This window comes from Oceanobacillus rekensis (assembly GCF_002153375.1).
GTDB lineage: Bacteria > Bacillota > Bacilli > Bacillales > Amphibacillaceae > Oceanobacillus > Oceanobacillus rekensis.
In genome coordinates, this window is the sequence record NZ_MTBQ01000001.1 from 191,403 (window position 1) to 210,216 (window position 18,814).

The 18,814-nt window shown below is 38.3% G+C and carries 17 protein-coding genes; 3 read left to right on the top strand and 14 right to left on the bottom strand.

All coding sequences use genetic code 11. The annotated features are described in order from the left end of the window. On the bottom strand, positions 1-1,254 hold the full coding sequence (locus BV906_RS01040; RefSeq protein ID WP_087971618.1) for a DNA polymerase IV: 1,254 nt from the start codon (positions 1,252-1,254) through the stop codon (positions 1-3). Between the two features lie 89 nt (positions 1,255-1,343). Continuing rightward, on the bottom strand, positions 1,344-2,471 hold the full coding sequence (locus BV906_RS01045) for a M20/M25/M40 family metallo-hydrolase (RefSeq protein ID WP_087971619.1): 1,128 nt from the start codon (positions 2,469-2,471) through the stop codon (positions 1,344-1,346). 119 nt (positions 2,472-2,590) lie between these two features. Between BV906_RS01045 and BV906_RS19980 the strand changes: the two genes are divergently transcribed. Further along, positions 2,591-2,713, top strand: a complete 123-nt coding sequence (locus BV906_RS19980; RefSeq protein WP_281254099.1) for a hypothetical protein — start codon at positions 2,591-2,593, stop codon at positions 2,711-2,713. 514 nt (positions 2,714-3,227) lie between these two features. Here BV906_RS19980 and BV906_RS01050 read toward each other — a convergent pair. The 3 genes from BV906_RS01050 to BV906_RS01060 are packed head-to-tail and all read right to left on the bottom strand — an operon-like array spanning position 3,228 to position 7,275. Further along, complete coding sequence (locus BV906_RS01050) at positions 3,228-4,772, bottom strand: acyl-CoA carboxylase subunit beta (RefSeq protein ID WP_087971620.1); 1,545 nt, start codon at positions 4,770-4,772, stop codon at positions 3,228-3,230. After that, positions 4,772-5,593, bottom strand: coding sequence for a methylmalonyl-CoA epimerase (mce, locus tag BV906_RS01055; protein WP_087971621.1), 822 nt, complete (start codon positions 5,591-5,593; stop codon positions 4,772-4,774). Before mce ends, BV906_RS01050 begins: the two co-directional genes overlap by 1 nt. 35 nt (positions 5,594-5,628) lie before the next feature. Continuing rightward, positions 5,629-7,275 (bottom strand): acyl-CoA mutase large subunit family protein, encoded by a 1,647-nt coding sequence (locus BV906_RS01060; protein WP_087971622.1) that lies wholly within the window; start codon positions 7,273-7,275, stop codon positions 5,629-5,631. Positions 7,276-7,405: 130 nt separating this feature from the next. Here BV906_RS01060 and prli42 point away from each other — a divergent pair, with 130 nt between their 5' ends. Then, positions 7,406-7,543: a stressosome-associated protein Prli42 gene (prli42, locus tag BV906_RS19065; protein ID WP_140321941.1), complete on the top strand. Its 138-nt coding sequence runs from the start codon at positions 7,406-7,408 to the stop codon at positions 7,541-7,543. Between the two features lie 40 nt (positions 7,544-7,583). Here the strand turns inward: prli42 and BV906_RS01065 are convergent, their stop codons facing one another. The 9 genes from BV906_RS01065 to BV906_RS01105 form a co-directional block, all read right to left on the bottom strand. After that, a complete protein-coding gene (locus tag BV906_RS01065) occupies positions 7,584-8,561 on the bottom strand; it encodes an aromatic acid exporter family protein (RefSeq protein ID WP_176330236.1) in 978 nt (325 codons plus the stop codon). 112 nt (positions 8,562-8,673) lie between these two features. After that, complete coding sequence (locus tag BV906_RS01070; protein WP_087971624.1) at positions 8,674-9,105, bottom strand: BrxA/BrxB family bacilliredoxin; 432 nt, start codon at positions 9,103-9,105, stop codon at positions 8,674-8,676. Positions 9,106-9,224: 119 nt separating this feature from the next. Continuing rightward, positions 9,225-10,484, bottom strand: a complete 1,260-nt coding sequence (locus tag BV906_RS01075) for a dihydrolipoamide acetyltransferase family protein (protein WP_087971625.1) — start codon at positions 10,482-10,484, stop codon at positions 9,225-9,227. A gap of 24 nt (positions 10,485-10,508) precedes the next feature. Beyond that, positions 10,509-11,492, bottom strand: a complete 984-nt coding sequence (locus BV906_RS01080) for an alpha-ketoacid dehydrogenase subunit beta (protein WP_087971626.1) — start codon at positions 11,490-11,492, stop codon at positions 10,509-10,511. A gap of 17 nt (positions 11,493-11,509) precedes the next feature. Then, positions 11,510-12,502: a thiamine pyrophosphate-dependent dehydrogenase E1 component subunit alpha gene (locus BV906_RS01085; RefSeq protein ID WP_087971627.1), complete on the bottom strand. Its 993-nt coding sequence runs from the start codon at positions 12,500-12,502 to the stop codon at positions 11,510-11,512. Positions 12,503-12,567: 65 nt separating this feature from the next. Next, positions 12,568-13,989 (bottom strand): dihydrolipoyl dehydrogenase, encoded by a 1,422-nt coding sequence (gene lpdA / locus BV906_RS01090; protein ID WP_087971628.1) that lies wholly within the window; start codon positions 13,987-13,989, stop codon positions 12,568-12,570. Between the two features lie 4 nt (positions 13,990-13,993). Beyond that, entirely contained in the window at positions 13,994-15,082 is a 1,089-nt protein-coding gene (gene buk, locus BV906_RS01095; RefSeq protein WP_087971629.1) for a butyrate kinase, read from the bottom strand. Between the two features lie 25 nt (positions 15,083-15,107). Next, positions 15,108-16,202, bottom strand: a complete 1,095-nt coding sequence (locus BV906_RS01100) for a Glu/Leu/Phe/Val family dehydrogenase (protein ID WP_087971630.1) — start codon at positions 16,200-16,202, stop codon at positions 15,108-15,110. Positions 16,203-16,357: 155 nt separating this feature from the next. After that, on the bottom strand, positions 16,358-18,394 hold the full coding sequence (locus BV906_RS01105) for a sigma 54-interacting transcriptional regulator (RefSeq protein WP_087971631.1): 2,037 nt from the start codon (positions 18,392-18,394) through the stop codon (positions 16,358-16,360). Between the two features lie 154 nt (positions 18,395-18,548). Here BV906_RS01105 and BV906_RS01110 point away from each other — a divergent pair, with 154 nt between their 5' ends. Beyond that, complete coding sequence (locus BV906_RS01110) at positions 18,549-18,791, top strand: DUF2627 domain-containing protein (protein WP_087971632.1); 243 nt, start codon at positions 18,549-18,551, stop codon at positions 18,789-18,791. The last annotated feature ends 23 nt before the right edge of the window (positions 18,792-18,814 follow it).

An 18,814-nucleotide genomic window follows, 5' to 3' on the forward strand; every position in this document is an offset into this window, starting at 1 on the left:
TTAGTGTTTATAATCATCCAGGAAATCCTTTTGGAAGCTTGTCCTTGGTTGCTCGGAATCGTTATTTTCTGTTTCCTTAAGCTGTTTAAAGGTATTTTTCCCGTATTTTTCTGAAAGTAAATGAATGGTTGAGTCGAGTTTTTCCTTTTTGACTGCTTCTTCATAAGTGAAAATATCAAGCTGCTGGCCAAGATTTCGTTTCTCTTCCACGTCCTGAACGGTAATTCCTAGTAGACGGACTGGATCATTATTCCAATGTTTTTTAAATAATTCCATTGCTATCAGAAGAATGTCTGACTTACTATCAATATAGTTTTGTAATTTTTTACTTCTTGTTATCGTTTTGCGGTCGTGATAGCGAATCATAATTTGTACACTTTTACCTGCAGCCTCTTTGCGTTTCATTCTTCTTTCAACATTATCTGCCAACAGATTCATTAATTTAGTAATTATATCCCAGTCGGTAGTATCTTCTGGAAGAGTTTGTGAGCTGCCAATGCTTTTAAAATCATAAATCGCATCAGGGTCTACTGGTCTCGTATCAATTCCATTTGCCCTGTCTTTAAGTCTTTCGCCATTAATACCAAGTAATTGTTTCAGTTCATAAACATCTTTACTTGCCAGATCTCCAATTGTTTCGATATGAATGGAATTTAATTTCTTTGCAGTCTTCTCCCCTACTCCGTACATTTCACTTACCGATAATGGCCAAAGTATTTGTGATATCTCTCTTTTTCTCAATATAGTTATACCTAGTGGCTTTTTCATATCTGAAGCCATTTTAGCAAGAAATTTATTTGGTGCAATGCCTATACTGCAAGGAATATCTAACTCATTCAAGATTCTTTGCTGAAGGTTTTGAGCGATGTACAATGGATTACCAAGATTTTCTGTTTCTGTAACATCCAGATAACCTTCATCAATTGAAACGGGCTGGACACATGGGGTGATTTCAGAAAGCATCTTGAAAATCGCTTTAGATGCATGACGATAACGATCAAAGTTTGGCTTCATCACAATCAATTCAGGGCAGAGTTTTCTTGCCTGCCAAATTGTCATTGTGGTCTTCACACCTTTAGCCCTTGCCTCATAACTGCTTGTTACAATAATTCCCTTACGCTCCTCAGGGTTTCCTGCAATTGCTAATGGCTTACCCTTCAGTTTCGGATTATAGGCCGTTTCTACAGAGGCATAAAAACAATTCATATCGATATGAAAAATTATCCGGCCTTTCTTCCTCGCTGAGACATCCATTAAAATTACATCCTTTTATAATATTATTAGCTAAATTATAACATAAACACAAACCCCCTTAAGCATAAAAAACTTAAGGGGGACCTGGATTATTTTGTCGATGCTTCTTTAATGATAGCGGTAACTAACTCGGTAACTTTAACTAGATCATTGATAGCAATTTTCTCATCTGTCGTGTGAATGCCTTCATAGCCAACAGCAAGGTTTACTGTTGGAATTCCTAAACCAGCAATTACATTTGCATCACTACCACCACCACTTTTCAGAAGTTTGCTATCTCTTCCAATGGATTTTGCTGCAAGTCTTGCAACTTCCACTACCTGGTCTCCTTCTTTCTGATTGTAACCAGGATACATTACTGTAACTGTTACTTCTGCTGATCCACCATACTTTTCTGCAGTTTTTTCGTATGCCTCTTTCATCTTAGCTACCTGTTCTTCCATTTTTGAAGGTACTAGAGATCTAGCTTCCGCCAAAATTTCTACATGATCAGCAACAATATTTGTTTGCTTACCACCTTCAAAACGGCCGATGTTTGCTGTGGTATCCTCGTCAATTCTCCCAAGAGGCATAATGGATATTGCCTTCGCTGCAAGTGTAATTGCCGATACACCCTTTTCTGGCTCTACACCTGCATGTGCTGTTTTTCCTTTAATTATGGCATATACTTTCGCTTGTGTCGGTGCTGCAACGATGATATCACCGACATCTCCATTACTGTCGAGTGCATAGCCATATTTTGCATGTATCAAGGAGTGATCAAGAGCTTTTGCGCCGACCAATCCAGATTCTTCACCAGCAGTGATAATGAACTGGATATCACCATGTTCTATCTTATTCTCTTTTACTAGGCGGATAGCTTCAAGCATTGCAGCTAACCCAGCTTTATCATCCGCGCCGAGTATGGTCGTTCCATCTGAAGTAATAACGCCATCTTTAACGATAGGTTTGATACCTTTACCTGGTACCACTGTATCCATATGGGATGTGAAATAAATTGAATCTGCTCCTTCTAGATTACCTGGGAGGGTACATATTAAGTTACCTGCGCCATGTCCCGTTTCTTCTTTACTATCATCTTCATATACGTCGAGACCTAGCCCCGAAAATTTCTTCTTAAGTACGCCAGCAATTTCACTTTCAAACCGAGTCTCCGAGTCGATTTGGACGAGTTCAATAAATTCTTCCACTAATCTTTCTTGATTTACATTTATCATTTTAAAACCTCCCAATATATAGGCTACTATAAGTTGTATATTTTTTACAGATTTTAAGCAAAAAAAACCATTTCCTTTAGGTCTGGTACAAATATCAGTTCGTGAAGGAGGCTTTAGAAATGGCAAAAGCAACGACGCGATCCTTTGTTTTAACGATTGAAATGGAGACAAATCCTGCTTATGTACGCGCTATTAAACGCGATTTAGAAATCAGTAGAGTGATTTATAATGGGGATTTCTGAAACGAGAGAAACAAATTTAAGCGTACGAAATTATATAGAAAAAAGCGTAGAAACCTTCGTGCTGTTTCAAAAAATCTTTCCTATTATGAAAACCAAAAGAAAGAAGAAAAAATCAAGCTTTTACGGAATGAAAAATACAAAATCTTAGTAGCCATTTTGCGATGTGCACATTCAATCACAAAGAAATCAAAAGAATTGAAAGAAAAGCTACCATCGTATTAAATTCCGGAATCCAACTAAAAAACACAAAGGTTGCTTTATAAATAAGCTTTATTAGCGGTGTGATACCACCGGGAGTCTGTAAGGACAAAAGAAACAGTCAAAGAAACATCTGTTACTTTGACTGTGAAAGTTCTAATGAGACCTTTAAACCTTATGTTTATTCATGTCAGCACTTAATTCCGAAGCCGTCCACTTTTTAAGTGTAGAGTGTGTGAGTCTGCCAAAACTGCAAGCGTACGAATTAAGAGAAGCAAGCGTTTGTTAGAACCCCACTTATTTAGATGTGGGAGTGTCAGAGTGGGATGTTTCCATGCTTCTTCGCTGGGCGTTCTTCTTGTTTATTGCGCAACATTTCTAATGACTGGATTAACTTAAGTCTTGTTTCCCTTGGGTCGATGACATCATCCACCATTCCAAGTCCTGCAGCAACATAAGGATTTGCGAACCTTTCCCGGTATGAATCAATTTTTTCCTGCCGAAGTAGTTCCGGATTTTTACTTTCAGCAATTTCCTTTGCATGAATAATAGTTGCTGCACCCTCAGGTCCCATTACAGCAATTTCAGCATTTGGCCATGCATATACTAGATCCGCTCCAATGGATTTACTATTAAGGGCAACATATGCACCTCCATAAGCCTTTCTCGTAATAACAGTGATTTTCGGTACTGTCGCTTCCGAATAGGCATAAAGGATTTTAGCACCGTGGCGAATGATACCAGCATGTTCTTGCTTCACGCCCGGGAAGAAGCCAGTTACATCTTCAAATGTGATGATCGGGACATTAAAGGAGTCACAGAAACGAATAAAACGTGCTGCTTTATCACTGGAATCAATATCCAGACTACCTGCTAAAAACTTTGGTTGATTACAAACTAAGCCGATTGTTTCTCCTTTTATTCTAGCAAAGCCAACAACAATATTTTTGGCGAAATTACGATGGATTTCGAGAAAACTGCTCTCGTCAACTACCTGTTCAATTACTTTTTTTACGTCATATGGTCTTAGTGCGTTAAATGGTACCAGATCCGTTAATTCGGGACGTAATTCATCATCCGATACAATGGATATATTTTTGGACTTTTCCTTATAGTTTGCTGGAAAATAATCAATCAACTGACGAACAGTATTCAATGCTTCTTCTTCAGAACTAGTCTGAAAATGAGCATTTCCACTTTTGGAATTATGTATATATGCGCCACCAAGATCTTCTGCTGAGATTTGCTCCCCTGTCACTGTTTCAATTACCTTAGGTCCGGTGATAAACATTTGCGACTTTTTTTCAACCATAATAACGAAATCAGTTAGTGCAGGAGAGTAGACAGCACCCCCAGCACTCGGCCCCATAATGACAGAGATTTGAGGTATGACACCAGAATAGATGGAATTCCGATAGAAGACATGGCCATATCCATCCAAGGATGATACACCTTCCTGAATCCTTGCTCCACCCGAATCATTTAAGCCGACAAAAGGAAAACCATTTTTTGCTGCCAAATCCATCACGGAAGCAATTTTTTTACCGTGCATTTCACCAAGAGCACCACCATAAACGGTGAAATCCTGGGCAAATAAATAGATGGATTGACCATTGATTTTACCGTAGCCGGTCACAACGCCTTCACCTTTAGCATCATTATTAATGCCGAAATCAGATGACCTTGTTTCGATAAATGGATTAAGTTCAACAAATGTTCCATCATCCAGTAAATAGTCTATCCTTTCTCTTGCGGTCATTTTCCCTTTATCATGTTGTTTTTCGATACGCCCATCCCCACCGCCAAGCTGAACCTGTCTTCGTTTATCATATAACTCATTGATCTTATCGAACATGTCCATCAATCATCACTTCCTTCATGTTGGCACAACTCGTATAGGACCCCATTTGCAGTTTTAGGGTGGATAAAAGCTATTTGACTATTTCTGGCACCAGTTTTTGCTTCTTCGTTAATCAATGGAATTCCCTGCTGTTTCAATTGCTGTAGTCTTGTACGAATGTCTCCGACTTCCAGTGCAATATGATGGATTCCTTCTCCTTTTTTATCAAGAAATTTCCTTATTGCAGACTTTTCATTTAGGGGTTCCAACAACTCCAAACGGGATTCGCCAATTTTAATAAAAGCAACTTTTACTCCCTCCGATTCTATTTTTTCGACTGCCTCAAGTTCAAGTCCCAAGGAATCCGTATAGAATGAAAGTGCTGCATCAATATTTTCCACTGCAATCCCAATATGAGAAATTTGTTTTGGCGGTTTTTTCGAACTTGTCTTAGGATCAATCATTTCCATGATATATGTTGCCAATAATTCGGTCGATGACCCACTTGTAAAAATTTTCTTAATTCCTTTGTCCAGAAGATATGGAATGTCTTCACTTGGTATAACTCCACCACCAATAACAGGGATATCACTTGCATTTCGGTCGTCGAGCTCCTGAAGCACCTTTGGAAACAATGTCCGGTGAGCACCAGACAATGAAGAAAGCCCGATTACATCCACATCCTCCTGGACTGCCGCCTGCGCAATTTGCGCCGGTGACTGACGTAATCCAGTATAAATTACTTCCATCCCATGGTCTCGCAGTGCCTGCGCAATTACTAATGCTCCCCGATCATGTCCATCCAAACCCGGTTTTGCTACTAGTACACGTATTTTTTTCATTTTCTTTCCCCCTCGTATAAATAGTGCGGTTCCCCTTATATACCTGTATATTCTCCAAACTCCTCACGTAATACATTACAAATTTCACCGACAGATGCATAGGCTTTTACCGCATTCAAAATTGTAGGTATTAAATTTATTTCCGAGTCTTTTGCATTTTCCTTTAATTCTGCCAAGATTTTATCAACAACATCTTGATCACGAAAATCGCGAATGTCTTGTAAACATTCTACTTGAGATTTTTCTAATTTCTCATCTACCTTTAATAGATCTGGATTAACTTCTTCATTCAATTGGAATTTGTTTAAACCAACAATAATCTCTTCCTCTTTTTCTATTCGTTTCTGTATTTCATATGCATTTTGATGGATTTCCCGTTGCATATAGCCCTCTTCTACTGCTTGAACAGCACCTCCTATGTCTTTAATGTGATCAAGATATTCCTTTATTTTCTGTTCCATTTCATCTGTTAGTGCTTCTACATAATATGAGCCGCCTAATGGATCAATTGTATCGGCAACACCACTTTCATGTGCAATGATTTGTTGGGTTCTAAGTGCAATTCGTGCCGAGTCTTCAGTCGGTAAAGATAAAGCTTCATCACGTGAGTTGGTATGAAGGCTTTGCGTCCCGCCCATTACAGCTGCCAATGCCTGTAATGTGACGCGAACAATGTTATTATCTGGTTGTTGCGCGGTTAAAGTAGAGCCACCTGTCTGGGTATGGAATCGTAATTTCCAGCTTTTGGGATCTGTTGCATGATAATGTTCCTTCATAATTTTCGCCCAAATTCTTCTCGCCGCTCGGAATTTAGCTATTTCCTCAAAGAAATTATTATGTGCGTTAAAGAAAAAGGCAAGTCTTGGTGCAAAAGAATCAACTTTTAGACCGGCTTCAATTGCTGCATCGACATATGCCATACCATTAGCAATCGTAAAGGCAGCTTCCTGAACAGCATTTGCTCCTGCTTCCCGAATATGGTAACCGGAAATACTTATCGTATTGAACTTTGGTACATTTTCTTGACAGAATTCAAAAATGTTAGTGATCAATCTCATGGATGGCTTTGGAGGGAATATGTATGTTCCTCTTGCGATGTATTCTTTTAAAATATCATTTTGAATGGTTCCGGTTAACTCTTCTAACGGAACACCCTGTTTTTCACCAACAGCAATATACATACATAGTAAAACAGATGCAGGTGCATTAATCGTCATGGAAGTACTAACTTTATCAAGTGGTATTTGGTCAAGGAGTGTCTCCATATCTGTTAACGTGTCGATTGCTACTCCTACTTTTCCGACTTCCCCTTCTGACATAGAATCATCGGAATCATAACCAATTTGTGTTGGTAAATCAAAAGCTACAGAAAGTCCAGTCTGGCCTTGATTTAGTAGATAGCGGAAACGTTTATTCGTCTCTTTAGCAGATCCGAAGCCTGCATACTGTCGCATTGTCCAGAAACGACTTCGATACATGGTTGGTTGTATACCGCGAGTATATGGATACTGCCCCGGGTAGCTAACATCATCTGGATAATTTTCTGATTCATATAATCGCTTAACTTCGATATCTGAAGAAGTCGTAAATGTTTCTTCTCTTTCAGGAAAGCGCTTTAATGTTTCCGCAACGGAATGCTCCCATTGATTTTTTTGAGATAAGTCATTCTTTTTCTCTGGCATTCATAATACCTCCATTTTTTAATTTGAATTTTTATTATTAATTCTATTTTCAGTTATTTTTTAACACTTGTCCAGAGTTAATTTTCGCGATAGAATGTATGATAAGTAATGTTATAAAGGAGGAACCATTTTGGCTGCAAATGTAAATCACAAATCCGCTCCGAAGAAACGTTCGAAACGCGAACGGAGAAATAAAATTATTGTATATATTATGATTATCTTGATGCTATTATCGACATTCACATATGGCCTAGCTATGTTTATTTAAATAAGTGAAGTAAAGATATGGTCTATCCAAGTACCAGTCTTTACTTATTTCTATCCTTCTTATGTTGTTTAACATCACTTTTCTTAAACTTATGTTTTATAACTAAATAATTTTCTATTTCGTGCAGCAACTGAAATAAATTTGCCCTTGTTTCAAATTCCTCTCTTGTAGAGGGCAAATCCACTTTATTGAATTCATAGCGAAGTTCCCTTAATTCATCAAGAAAGATAACTGCCGTATTTCCTGGATGAACAGAATCTGATAATCTCTCAAAGAAGTCAGCTATTTTCTCAGAAATGAAATTTGTATTTGGTAGATTCGTCACAAGTGGCAGCATATTCTTAAGCAATTCAAATTGCTTAACGCGCATTTTAAAATAATCAAGATAGGGATGTTTATTCCTTAAAAGATGGTTTTCCCTATCTCTTTCCACTAGGTTAATTGCCTTATATAGCATTTCCTCACTCTCAGCAATTTCTTTTCCCTTCCAGCTGATATCCTTATAACGTAAGTAACGTGAGTATTCATATAAAATGACTTTAAAATTTCCTTCCAGTTTTTCCTGATTTTCTTTTAAGGTCTTATCCAAGCTAGGCATGTACAAATTCAGTAATAAACCTGTACCAATACCTACTATGATCAATAAATATTGATCAATTAACGTTGACAAAGTAATATTTGCTGAACTATATAGATTTAAGGTTACAACCAAGCTAGTTGATATACCGGGAGTAATTTTAAATAAAACAATTGTCGGAATAAATAATATCAGCATGAGGCCAAGAACCAAAGGATTATAGCCAAGTAATTCAAAAAATGAGAATGCGAATAAACTTGCGATGATACAGGCAAAGAATCGGTGCCAGGCACTATAAAAAGATCGTTTTCTGGAAGGCTGGATACATAGCATAGTTAATATACCTGCCGAAACAAAATTTGACAATCCAAGTAATTGTGCAATCGAAATAGAGACAGGTGTGCCAATTGCTGTTTTTATTGTACGGTAGCCAATCTTCACGTTTATGTCTCCTTGTAAAAACATATGTATGAAAGGGTATAAAATAAGGCTGTCAATTGTACAATGGCAGCCTCATTTATTGGTAATATGAAAATACTAAAACACAACAGTCTTACACTTCTTTACAGTTTTCCTCGAATAATCCTTGTAATTTGCTTGACACATCCATTGCGCTATGCCCTTCAATATCATGTCTTTCCAACATGGTAACTATTTTACCATCTTTCATAAGAGCAAACGATGGAGAAGAAGGTGGAAATCCTTCAAAATACTCACGAGCCTTTTCTGTTGCTTCACGGTCCTGACCAGCAAAAACAGTTACCAGATGATCTGGTCGTTTATCATAATGAATGGAATTTAATGCAGCTGGACGTGCTACTCCACCTGCACAACCACATGTTGAATTTATCATAACGAGTGTAGTACCTTCACGATTTAGTGCAGTATCCACATCCTCAGGACTTCTAAGCTCCTCGTATCCTGCTTCTTTTATATCTTTTCGTGCAGCTTCTACGACATCTTGCATAAACAAATTGAAATCCATCGTACACCCATCCTTTACGTATTGTATTATATTTCTATCATAAGCTTACCAAGACTAGAGATAATTTTCAATTTAAAATGTCCGGATATATTCCGTCTGAATTGCTTGCTATTATAAAGTCAATACAAATTCATCGTTTTATCACTCATATTCTCAAGAATCTCCTTTACACGAGCGAGAAATCTTCCACAAACAAGCCCATCGAGAATGCGATGATCCAATGACAATGATAAATTAACCATATCACGTGCAGCAAACATATCATCGATAATAACTGGACGCTTTACAATGGACTCTACTTGCAATATTGCTGCTTGCGGATGGTTGATTACCCCCATGGAGGATATGGAACCAAATGTTCCAGTATTATTAACGGTGAAAGTTCCTCCCTGCATATCATCGGAAGTTAACTTTCCGTTTCTCGCTTTCCTTGCAAGATCATGAATATCTCGCGCAATTGCTTTAATTGTTTTATCATCCGCATTCTTTATAACCGGGACGAATAGTTCATTTTCCTTAGCCACTGCAATGGAGAGATTGATTGCTTTTTTCTGAATAATTTTGTCTCCTGCCCACATACTGTTTAACTGGGGATACTCTTTTAGTGCTTGGGCAACTGCTTTGACAAAAAAGGCAAAAAAAGTTAAACCGAAGCCTTCATTTATTTTAAAGCTATCTTTAACATTATTGCGATATTTCACAAGGTCTGTAACATCAACTTCCACTGTCATCCATGCATGTGGGATCTCCTGCTTTGACTTGACCATATTTTGTGCAATCACTTTTCTGATACCTTTAACCGGAATCTCTTTGTCACCTCGTTGTGATTCCTTTTCAGATGTCGTGTCTGACTTATTGGAAATAGGAATATTGTTATCAGTAGCTGTTGTTATTGCTTGAGCCTGAGAAGCTATTGGAACTTCACCAGTAGAAATAATTTTTTCAAGGTCCTTCCTAGTAATTCTTCCACCTCGACCTGATCCTCTTACGTCATTTAGATCAATCGCATTTTCCTGTGCTATACGCAATACAGCAGGCGAATATCGCTTTTTCATCGATTCTCCATTAGATGTTGCGTCTTCACTTTCAATTGCAATTTCTTCTTTTTCCTCGTCTAAAGAGTCACTCTCTTGTGCCCCTTCCGTCTCGATATAACATATTAAGTCACCAACAGCGATTGTATCTCCTTCAGCAGCGGAAAGCTCCTTGATGACACCAGTAAAGGAGGACGGTACTTCTGCATTCACTTTATCCGTCATTACTTCGGTGATTGGGTCATACTTATTGACATGATCACCGACATTAACGAGCCAGGAACTTATCGTCCCTTCTGTTACGCTTTCCCCTAACTGTGGCATGGTAATTTTTTCGGTAGGCATAGGAAAACCCTCCATATCCTCTTATTAATATTCAGCTAAATCACGCATTGCTTTTTCTACTTTGTCTGGATTCATCATGAAAAACTTTTCCATTGTCGGTGCGTATGGCATGGATGGAATATCTGGTCCTGCGAGTCTCTGGATTGGAGAATCCAAATCAAACAGGCAATGTTCCGCTATAATTGCTGCTACCTCACCGATTATACTTCCTTCTTTATTATCTTCTGTAATTAGTAAAACTTTCCCTGTTTTCTTTGCAGCTTCAATAATTGCTTCCTGATCAAGCGGGTAAACTGTACGTAAATCAAGAATATGGGCATCGATCCCGTCTTCTGCCAGTTTTTCTGCTGCTTGCAATGCAAAATGTACACATAATCCATACGTAATGACAGTGATGTCTTCTCCCTCTCGTTTTACATCTGCTTTGCCAATCGGTAAAACATAGTCATCTGCTGGAACTTCACCTTTAAGTAAGCGGTATGCGCGTTTATGTTCAAAGAAAAGGACGGGGTCATTATCACGTATGGCCGCTTTAAGTAGCCCTTTCACATCATACGGTGTGGATGGCATTACAATTTTCAAACCGGGCTGATTTGCAAATATTGCCTCCACTGATTGTGAATGATACAGCGCACCATGAACCCCACCGCCATACGGAGCACGTATTGTGATTGGGGCACTCCAGTCATTATTGGAACGATAACGCATCTTTGCAGCTTCAGAGATAATTTGATTAATTGCCGGCATGATAAAGTCAGCAAACTGCATTTCTGCGACTGGTCGCAAGCCGTACATAGCTGCACCGATGCCGACTCCTGCTATTGCAGATTCAGCAAGCGGCGTATCCAATACGCGATCCTCTCCAAATTCTTCGTATAATCCGTCAGTAGCCCGGAATACACCGCCCTTTTTCCCAACGTCTTCACCTAATATAAATACCTTTTTATCGCGTTGCATTTCTTCTCTTAGAGCTGTTGTAATTGCTTGTATATAAGTCATAACTGGCATGTTTTTCCCCCTCTCTATTATTCTTCGTAAACATATTTAAGTGCATGTTCTGCTTCTGCATAGGGAGCATTCTCTGCAAAATCAGTTGCTTCGTTAATAATACCCATTATTTCATCGACAAGTAGTTTTTCTTTATCATCTGTTAATATGTTCGTTTCTCTCATGTAATTGGCAAAAGTAATGATGGAGTCTTTTTTACGGGCTTCTTCCACTTCGCTTTTCCCACGATAGGTACTATCATCGTCATCACTTGAATGTGGTGTAAGCCGATATGATACAGCCTCAATTAATGATGGTCCATCTCCTGCTGCCGCACGGGCTCTTGCTTCCTTTACCGCTTGGTATACTGCTAAAGGATCATTTCCATCCACAGTAACACCTGGCATACCATAGCTTTCTGCTCTATCCGCTACATTTTTACTGGCGACTTGCCTTTCATATGGAATAGAGATTGCATATTTATTATTTTCAACCATCGTAATAACTGGCAGTTTATAAACACCAGCAAAATTCAATCCCTCATGAAAATCCCCCTGGTTGGATGAACCTTCACCTAGAGTAACGAAAGAAACAAAATCTTTTTTCTCCATTTTACCAGCAAGTGCAACACCCACTGCGTGTGGTAATTGTGTTGTAACCGGTGAAGAACCACTTAAAATTCGATTCTTCTTTTGTCCAAAATGACCGGGCATCTGTCTTCCCCCAGAATTAGGATCATCTGCTTTAGCGAATGATGATAACATCAATTCCTTTGCTGTCATCCCAAAAGCAAGAACAACCCCCATATCTCTATAGTATGGTGCCACATAATCTTTTTCTCTATTTAAGGCAAATGAAGCACCAACTTGAGCTGCTTCTTGTCCTTGGCAGGAAATGGCGAAGGGAATTTTCCCTGACCGATTTAACAGCCACATTCTCTCATCGAGTTTTCTGGCCAGAAGCATAGTTTTAAACATTTCCATAACTTCCTCGTCCGATAAGCCCAACTCTCTATGTCTATTTTCCAACATAAAATGTACCTCCTAATTATGTCATATGTAACGGGCAACGAAATCCACATAATCGAAGTTTTACTTTACCCATGAATTTGGATGCCTTCAACAGCAAGTGCAGCTTCACCAATAACCTCAGATAATGTAGGATGGGGGTGAATGGATTGTGTAATTTCCCATGGTGTTGCATCAAGCACTTTAGCTAGTCCTGCTTCTGAAATCATATCGGTAACATGGGGACCAATCATATGCACTCCTAAAATATCATTTGAATCTTTGTCGGCTATAATTTTCACAAATCCATCAGATTCTCCAAATACAAGTGCTTTACCAATTGCTTTAAAGCTGAATTTCCCGATTTTAATAGTGTATCCTTTTTCTTTAGCAGTTTTCTCATTCAGTCCCACACTTGCTGCTTCGGGACTTGCATAGATGCAAGACGGAACATTTTCATAGTTGAGTATTTGTGGATTCTGGTTAGCCATATGCTCAACGGCTATGATCCCTTCATGCGAAGCAACATGGGCGAGTTGCATACCACCAATTACATCACCAATTGCATATATATGAGATTCTTTTGTTTGAAAATAATCATTGGTTTTAATATATCCATTGTTCAAGGTAATTTCAGTATTCTCAATGCCGGTATTTGCTGTATTTGCTTCTCTGCCTACTGATACAAGCATTCTTTCAGCATTAAAGTCTTTAGTTTCTTCGTTTATTTCCGCACGAATGGAAATACCAGTATCTGTTGTAAGCGTTTCGGGCAACACTTTAGCATTTTTTACGATTGTAATATCTTTTTTCTTCAACTGTTTTTCCATCTCTTTTGCTATTTCTGCATCTTCTGTCGGTAAAATCTGATCAAGGTATTCAAGAATCGTTACTTTCACCCCAAAGTCAGAAAGCATGGAGGCCCATTCAATTCCAATAACACCTCCACCAACAATAAGCATCGATCCAGGCAATTCATCCATCTGGAGTGCATCATCTGAACTCATCACAAACTGACCATCTATTTCAAGTCCAGGCAATGACTTTGGTCTGGAACCTGTTGCAATTAAGACATTCTTAGGTACGATCATTGTATTTTCTTCCCCATTTTCATATTCAATGGATATGGTTCCAGGCATCGGTGAAAAAATACTCGGACCTAATATCCGACCAAAACCTTCATAAACATCGATTTTGCCTTTTTTCATTAACCCCTTTACACCTTTATACAATGTTTCAACAATAGCTGCTTTTCTTTCCTGAACTTTTGTGAAATTCAGTGAGACATTATCAGTTTCTACGCCAAACTCAGCTGCTTTTAATGTTTGTCTGAATACTTCAGCACTGCGGAGTAATGTTTTAGAAGGGATACATCCCCTGTGAAGGCAAGTTCCACCCAGTCGCCCCTTTTCGACGATTGCTACTTGCATTCCGAGCTGTGAAGCTCTAATTGCTGCTACATATCCACCAGTTCCTCCACCCAGAATTACTAAATCATACTCTTTTGTCATCATTTCACTCCTCATCAGCAGGATAGTACAGGACTTCCTCTTCATTTCTAAGTACCCTTAGAACACCTTCATTCAAAGCGATTAATTCGTTCTCACCTGGGAATAGCATGATATCTGCAATCCAGTCCACTCGTTTAGAAACCATTTCAACCAATTCAGTTTCATAAGCTAAGAATCCAGTGAATACAATAGCATCAACGTCTCCCGAAAGTACAGCACCCATTGAACCGATTTCTTTAGAAATTTGATATGCCATCGCATCATAAACTTTTCTCTTCGTAATATCATCTAATTTCATTTGGCTTTCAACTTCATTGACATCAGTTTGATTTAGGTAAGCCATTAACCCTCCATTACCAATCACCTTTTTAAGTAGCTCTTCTTCAGAGTACTGTCCAGAGAAACAAAGACGTACAACATCTCCAATCGGAAGGCCGCCGGAGCGTTCTGTTGTAAAAGGACCATCTCCATCCAGACCATTGTTGACATCAATTACCCTTCCCAAATGGTGGGCACCGATTGTAATCCCCCTGCCCATATGGATGATGATAAGATTAAGTTTTTCATAGGTTGCCTGGAGAGTAGTTGCTGCTTTTCTTGCTGCCGCTTTATGGTTCAATGCATGAAAAATGCTTCGTCTTGATATTTCTGGGATTCCAGAGTATCTAGCAATATCTTCAAGTTCATCAACTACTACCGGATCAACGATATATGCATCAATATTAAGTCCTTCGGCAATGTCATATGCAATGATTGCACCGAGATTAGAGACATGTTTCCCATACATTGCTGTACGAAGGTCATATAACATGGTCCGATTAACTTTATATGTACCACCCTTTATTGGTCGAAGCAATCCCCCTTTCCCGCAAACTGCAGTTAATTTCGAAAGGTTGATTCCTTCATAATCCAATCGTTCAAGGATTTGTTTTTTTCGGTATTCAGATTGATCAATTACACGACTATCATGCTCTGTTTGTTCCAGTTGATAATGGAGTATATTTTCAAAAATACATCTTTCATCATCAAAAACGCCAATTTGAGTAGAATCGGACCCAGGGTTGATGATCAACGTTCGATAGACTGCTTGCAACGTCTAAAACCTCCGTTTAGCAGGATTATCTTCTGCTCAAAATATGATGTTCATTCAGTAAAAATTGGCTTCTGGAATTCCTTACCGATTGAATCCTTTCCTCTGCCATACGATCTGCTGCAACATATGTTGGTATATTATCACGTCTGGAGATTTCAAACACACGATTCAAATTATCGTAAATTGTTTCCACTTTCTTCATTGCACGTTCTGAATTATACCCAACCAATTCATCGGCTACATTAATGACTCCACCTGCATTAATAACATAATCCGGTGCATACACGATTCCCTTTTCATGAATAATGTCCCCATGCTTCGTTGTTTGAAGCTGATTATTAGCAGACCCAGCGATTACTTTTGCTTTAAGTTTTGGAATGGTTCGATCATTTATCGTAGCACCTAATGCACATGGCGCATAAATATCACAGTCAACATCATATATATCATCTGGATCGACTGCTTTCGCACCAAATGTGTCTACAGCCCGCTTCACCGCATTTTTATTGATATCTGTTACGATTAATTCTGCACCCTCTTGGTGGAGATATTCGCAAAGCGCATAGGCAACATTTCCAACACCTTGTAACGCAACTTTTTTACCAGCAAGGGATTCATCTCCATATGCTTCTTTCGCTGAAGCTTTTATACCTTTATATACACCATAAGCTGTAACCGGAGATGGGTTACCAGATGCACCAACATATGAAGTAGTACCTGTAACGTATTCTGTCTCCAAATGAATTAAATCCATATCCTGCTCTGTTGTACCAACATCTTCAGCCGTAATATAACGACCACTTAATCCTTGGATATATCTTCCGAATGCACGAAACATTTCCGGATTTTTGTCTGTTTTTGGATTACCAATAATTACAGTCTTCCCACCACCTAAATTCAATCCTGCTGCAGCATTTTTATATGTCATGCCCTTTGCTAATCGAAGTGCGTCAACAATAGCTTCTTCCTCCGAATCATATGTCCACATTCTTGTACCACCTAATGCAGGACCAAGTGTTGTATCATGTATCGCGATAATAGCTTTTAATCCTGAATTCTTGTCCTGGCAAAAAACTAATTGTTCGTAATCATATTTTTCAAGATGAGTAAAAATCCCCATTAAAATACCTCCTAATTTAAATACTATGTATTATAAAACACTTTACTAAATTTATAATGCAAAAAGCATGCCAAACGCTTCATTTAAGTAAAAGGCTTAACATAGCTATGCTGATGTGCAACTTTATTCATTCGTGCAATATCTTGCATGCAAAATTAATCTAAATTGTATTTATCCATTTTATAATATAAATTCCGGATAGAAACAGCTAATGCCTTAGCGGTCTTTGTTTTATTAAAATCGTTTTGTTTGTAAATTTTATAAATATATTCTTTTTCAAATTCCTCCATTGCAACTTGTAAGCTGCTTCTTTCCGTCAAGTTTGGCGGTGAATATCTTGTATTTATTGAATTACTGCTTAACCGTGGAAGATATTCTTTTTTTATTGTTTCCTCATTCATATCCATAAAAATCATTGCCCGTCCAATCACATTCTCCAATTCACGGACATTTCCTGGCCAGCTATACTGTTTTAAATCATTAATTGCTTCCTTTGAAATTGCTCGTACACTTCTACCGTAATCTTGATTTATTTTCTGGATGGCATATTGAATCAACTCTGGTAAGTCACTTAGTCTTTCTTTAACGGAAGGAATGGTAATCGGTAATTTATTAAGGCGATAGTATAAGTCTTCCCTGAATGTATTGTTCATGATTGCCTTTTCCAGATTTATATTAGTGGCAGTAATAATGCGTACATCAATGTTAATCGGTTTTGTACCCCCAACTCTGGTAATTTCGTGTTCCTGTAATACCCGAAGTAGTTTAGCTTGCATATTCATGGATAACTCGCTAACTTCATCAAGAAAAATACTTCCATGATTCGCTTCTTCAAATAGTCCCTGTTTCGCACCAGTAAAAGCGCCATCTTCATAACCAAATAATTCACTTTCCAATAAAGACTCCGTGATTGCAGCACAATTGACCCGGATAAACTTATTATGTTTCCGCTCACTTTCATTATGGATGGCATGAGCAAAAAGCTCTTTGCCAGTCCCTGATTCACCTCTTAAAAGCACGGTTGCGGGCGTTTTCGCTCCTACTTTTGCTTGTTCAAGTGCCAGTTTCATTTCCGGAGAACTACCAATAATATCATCAAATGTATACCTGGCTTCCAAATCACGGATAATTTGGCGAGCTTTTTTTAACTCTTTTGTCAGTGATTGGATTTCTGTGACATCATGCAGGACACCTACACTGCCTTTTATTACGCCATTAACGATAACCGGGGCAACGTTAACGATTACTTCTTTTTTAGTTGGACCGACTTTCATGCGTACACCCCGAACAGCTCTTCTAGTATGAAGAACTTTCAGATGCATGCTTTCTCCCTCAGAGATATCGACGGTTGCAGGAAAGCCAATTACATCTTCCTCCCTTAACCCAGTGATGCGGGTATATGCTGGATTGATCATTAGGCCATTTCCATTCTCATCTACAACACTAATCGCTTCATCAGAAGATTTAATAATTGCTTCCAACAATGTTTTTATTTCATTTAAATCTGTGTTTTCCTCTGCAAGTTGCATAACTTCTGTAATATCCTTGAATACAGCAAAAGCACCGACCAACTTTCCCATATCATTTATAATAGGAATTCTGGTAGAGATTACTTTTTTTCGGTTCCCAAGTTCGAGTCTTTGATTCACCTCCTTCCTCTGAGTCTGTAACACATGTGGAAGTCTTGAGGTCTCGATTAGTTCTGTTATTTTTCTACCTTGAAATTTATTCCTTGTTTTACCTAGTATTCTTTCAGCACTTTTATTTATAAATAAAACAAGCCCATTTTTATTGATCACAATCATACCATCGTGTATATGATTTAATAGCAACTCTTGCCGATTTGTTTGATCTTTTAATTCGTTAACAAGAGCTTCCTTTTCATCAAGTAATTCAGAAATGATATAAGCTACGGAACCAGGGATTACAACCGATTTTCGAGGTTTTCTCTCAACAATTTCTTCTAGTATTTGTTCATTTCCAGTTGCTTCAATAATAATATCAATATCCTTTTCCAGCCAGGCTTCCCATTCCGTTCCAACTGGGATACCCAACTTGGCTGCGAGCTTTCGTCCACTCGCATGTTTATTATGATCAATGACCGCAGCAATCTTCATGCTTTCCGTATCCGACAATAGGTTTAATAAGGCGCTACCCCCCTTGCCTGCTCCAACAATAAGTACCCGCTTCATCTCATCCCACCTTGCAGTATCTTGCATGTTTTTATCATACGTTAGTATGCATGATTTAGCAAATAGTCTAACATTACTATTTTATTTAATTTTTGTTATACTTAATGAACGTTTTACAATAAAATGAAAATCATCAGAGAGGAACTTGAATGAAATGGTGAGATTTATTGCATTTATTCTTTTATGTATACCTGGGGTCGTTGCAGCCTTTGGAATTAAATTAATGCGTGATACAGTTTTTGACGATTTTTATTCAATCTTCTTTTATGCCAGCATTCAATTTATTGTTGGCCTTCTTCTTTTTATTGGGGGCATCCTCTTTCTTGGCGGATTTATTGTTTACCGAGATAGGAAAAAACATAAGGAATCAAAAGATAAACAACAAAAAGTTGAATAAAGAGGATAGGTAACTGTCTCTTT